Source organism: Hydrogenophaga sp. FW305-3-2-15-A-LB1 (assembly GCF_058787875.1).
This window is the reverse complement of the sequence record NZ_JBYTAE010000172.1, coordinates 1-2681: the sequence shown is the minus strand read 5'-3', so window position 1 is coordinate 2681 and position 2681 is coordinate 1. Positions and strand designations below refer to the sequence as shown.

At 69.0% G+C, this 2681-nt stretch carries 5 protein-coding genes; 3 read left to right on the top strand and 2 right to left on the bottom strand.

The window, feature by feature from the left end:
• From AC3WPZ_RS27860 to AC3WPZ_RS27850, 3 genes are all read left to right on the top strand, one after another.
• Positions 1 to 481: DsbC family protein (locus tag AC3WPZ_RS27860; protein ID WP_492442593.1), on the top strand; the 481-nt coding region annotated here is incomplete at its 5' end.
• A gap of 105 nt (positions 482 to 586) precedes the next feature.
• Positions 587 to 727: a hypothetical protein gene (locus AC3WPZ_RS27855; RefSeq protein WP_382328490.1), complete on the top strand. Its 141-nt coding sequence runs from the start codon at positions 587 to 589 to the stop codon at positions 725 to 727.
• A gap of 10 nt (positions 728 to 737) precedes the next feature.
• Positions 738 to 1019: a DUF427 domain-containing protein gene (locus AC3WPZ_RS27850; protein ID WP_382156294.1), complete on the top strand. Its 282-nt coding sequence runs from the start codon at positions 738 to 740 to the stop codon at positions 1017 to 1019.
• Positions 1020 to 1032: 13 nt separating this feature from the next.
• Here AC3WPZ_RS27850 and AC3WPZ_RS27845 read toward each other — a convergent pair whose 3' ends face one another.
• Both AC3WPZ_RS27845 and ylqF read right to left on the bottom strand, forming a co-directional pair.
• Positions 1033 to 1494 (bottom strand): NAD(P)H-dependent oxidoreductase, encoded by a 462-nt coding sequence (locus AC3WPZ_RS27845; RefSeq protein WP_444687087.1) that lies wholly within the window; start codon positions 1492 to 1494, stop codon positions 1033 to 1035.
• Positions 1495 to 1711: 217 nt separating this feature from the next.
• Complete coding sequence (gene ylqF / locus AC3WPZ_RS27840; protein WP_444687088.1) at positions 1712 to 2653, bottom strand: ribosome biogenesis GTPase YlqF; 942 nt, start codon at positions 2651 to 2653, stop codon at positions 1712 to 1714.
• Between the last annotated feature and the right edge of the window lie 28 nt (positions 2654 to 2681).

Genomic DNA, 2681 nt, shown 5'->3' with positions numbered 1-2681 from the left:
CCCCCCGGCCCAGGCCTACGATGTGCTCGCCGCGCAAGGCAAGGGCTTCACCGCCGGTGCCCTGATGAGCGCCAACACGGTCTACGTGCTGTTCGACCCGCAGTGCCCGCACTGCGGCCACCTGTGGCAGGCGTCCGTGCCGCTGCAGAGCAAGGTGAAGTTCGTGTGGCTGCCCGTGGCCATCATGAACGCCAAGAGCGCGCCGCAAGGCGCGGCCATCATGACCGCCGCCAACCCGGTGGAAACCATGAACGCGCACGAGCAGCAGCTGCTCACGGGCCAGGGCGGCATGTCGGCCTCGGCCAGCATTCCGGACGACGTGATGGCGAGCATCAAGGCCAACACCGCGCTGCTGGAGCGCCTGGGCGCCACCTCGGTGCCGTTCATGGTGGCCAAGCACCAGCGCACGGGTGCCGTGATCACGCAAAGCGGCGCCCTCGGCGTCGAGGCCCTGGCCAATTTCCTGGGCATGGGGCAGTAGCCCGAGGCTGCGCGTTCCGGGCGCCCGGCAGGGGCTTGAAACGCGCATTTTGTCGCTTACCATCGGCGCATCTGCCGCGTTTCGCGGTGTCAATTGGAGGTCCCCATGGGCAAGGAACAACGCAACGAAAAAATGGCCAAGAAACCCAAGAAGGACACCTCGGCGCCCAAGGGCCCCGTGTCCTCCGACCGGCCGGTGCCGCCGGTCACGTCCGTGATGCCGCGCGGCAAAGAGAAGAACAAGTGAGCGCCGCCGCATGAAGGCGACGTGGAACGGCGTGACCATCGCCGAGAGCGACGACACCGTGGTCGTGGAAGGCAATCACTACTTCCCGGAGAGTTCGCTCAACCGCGATCACGTCACCTTCAGCAACCACCGCACCACCTGCGCGTGGAAGGGCCAGGCGAGCTACTACTCGCTGCTGGTCAACGGCGAACTCAACACCGACGCCGCCTGGTACTACGCCGACCCCAAGCCCGAAGCCGAGATGGTCAAGGGCCGCGTGGCGTTCTGGAAAGGCGTGAAGATCGAGGCCTGAGCACCGGCACGCCTCAGGCCGCGTCGCGGCCGAGCCGGCGCAGCTTGGCCTGCCACCGGGCCACACCGGCCTCCCCCAGTTGCTCGACCGAGCCCACCAGCGTTTCGTGGATCGGCGCGAAGCCGATGAACCCGAGGATGTTGCGCTCCAGCGCCTTGAGGCTGTGCGCGCGGAAGTACCAGCGGTAGGCCAGTGCCGGCATGCCCATGGTCACCACCACACGGGCCGAACGGCCGCTCAGGGGCTTGCGGCCGAACTCCCTGGCTCCCTCGGGGCCGACCGCGAAACCCGGCCGCGCCACCTGCTCCAGCCAGGCCTTGAGCAGCGCCGGCATCTCGCCCAACCAGAGCGGAAAGAACAGCACCACGTGCTCGGCCCAGAGGATGTGCTGCTGCGAAGCCTGCAGCGCCGGGGGCACGCCGCCGTGTTTCCAGTCGTGCGCGCTGCGCAGCACGGGAAAGTCCAGTTCACCCACCGCACGCGGCGCACCTCGTGGCCGGCCGCGATCGCGCCTCCCGCGTAGGCCTCCACCAGCAGGTGGTTGAGGTGCCGGCCCGAGGTGTCGGGATGGCCTTCGATCAGCAGGATGCGGCGGGGAGAGGTGCTCATGGCAGGCTCCAGAAGGGGTGGAGCCCATGCTCGCACCGCGCGGGCGCGGGCGCCTTGACGCGGGTCAAGGCCCGCTCACCGGCTCAGCGCCGGTCGGGCTTGCGCGGTTTGGCCGCGCGTTCCTTCTTGCGGCCCTGGCGCTCGGCATCCGCCTTCTGCCCGGCCTGAAGCCAGCGCACGAACTGCTCGGGCGTCTCCAGCGTGATGCGCCCGAGCGTGCCGCTGCGGAAGTCCGCGATCACCAGCTCGGCCGCCTTCTGCCAGTTCACCGCGCCGCCACCCGCCAGCGCGCCGCGCTTGCGGCCGATCGCCTCCATGAGCTCTTCGTCCGGCAGGGCCGCGATGGCCTCGGGCGCGAGGCCCAGCTTGTAGCGCGCCTCCAGCAGGGGCGCGTAAGACAGCTTGAGCTGGTTGAGCAGCTCCAGCGCCACCTCCTGGTCGTCGTAGGCGTTGCGGCCCACCGCGCCGCTGGCGGCGAGGTTGAAGCCACTTTCAGGCACCACGATGCGTGGCCAGAGCATGCCGGGCGTGTCGAACAGGTAGAAGTCGTCGGCCAGGGCGATGCGCTGCTCGGTGCGGGTGATGCCCGCCTCGTCGCCGGTCTTGGCCGCGCGCTTGCCCATGAAGGTGTTGATCAGCGTGGACTTGCCCACGTTGGGAATGCCGCAGATCAGCACCCGCATGGGCTTGACCATGCCGCCCCGGTTGGGCGCCAGCTCGTGGCAGGACGCGATGATGGCGCGCGCCGGTGCCGTCACGCTGGCGTCCAGCGGGATCGCGCGCGTGTTCGGCTGGGCGTTGTAGTGCGCGAGCCAGAGCGCGGTGCGCTCGGGATCGGCCATGTCCTGCTTGTTGACCACCTTGAGCGTGGGCTTGGCCGAGGTGAGTTCGGCCAGCAGCGGGTTGGCGCTGGAGCCGGGCAGGCGCGCGTCGAGCATCTCGATCACGACATCGATGTCCTTCACACGCTCGGTGATGGCCTTGCGCGTGAGGTGCATGTGCCCGGGAAACCACTGGATGCTCATCGGGGGAATCTCTCTGGGGAAACGGGGG

Excerpts from the sequence above, each read along its gene's own strand:
- AC3WPZ_RS27855 (WP_382328490.1), top strand. The coding sequence starts at position 587 with ATGGGCAAGGAACAACGCAACGAAAAAATGGCCAAGAAACCCAAGAAG.
- AC3WPZ_RS27850 (WP_382156294.1), top strand. The coding sequence starts at position 738 with ATGAAGGCGACGTGGAACGGCGTGACCATCGCCGAGAGCGACGACACC.
- ylqF (WP_444687088.1), bottom strand. The coding sequence starts at position 2,653 with ATGAGCATCCAGTGGTTTCCCGGGCACATGCACCTCACGCGCAAGGCC.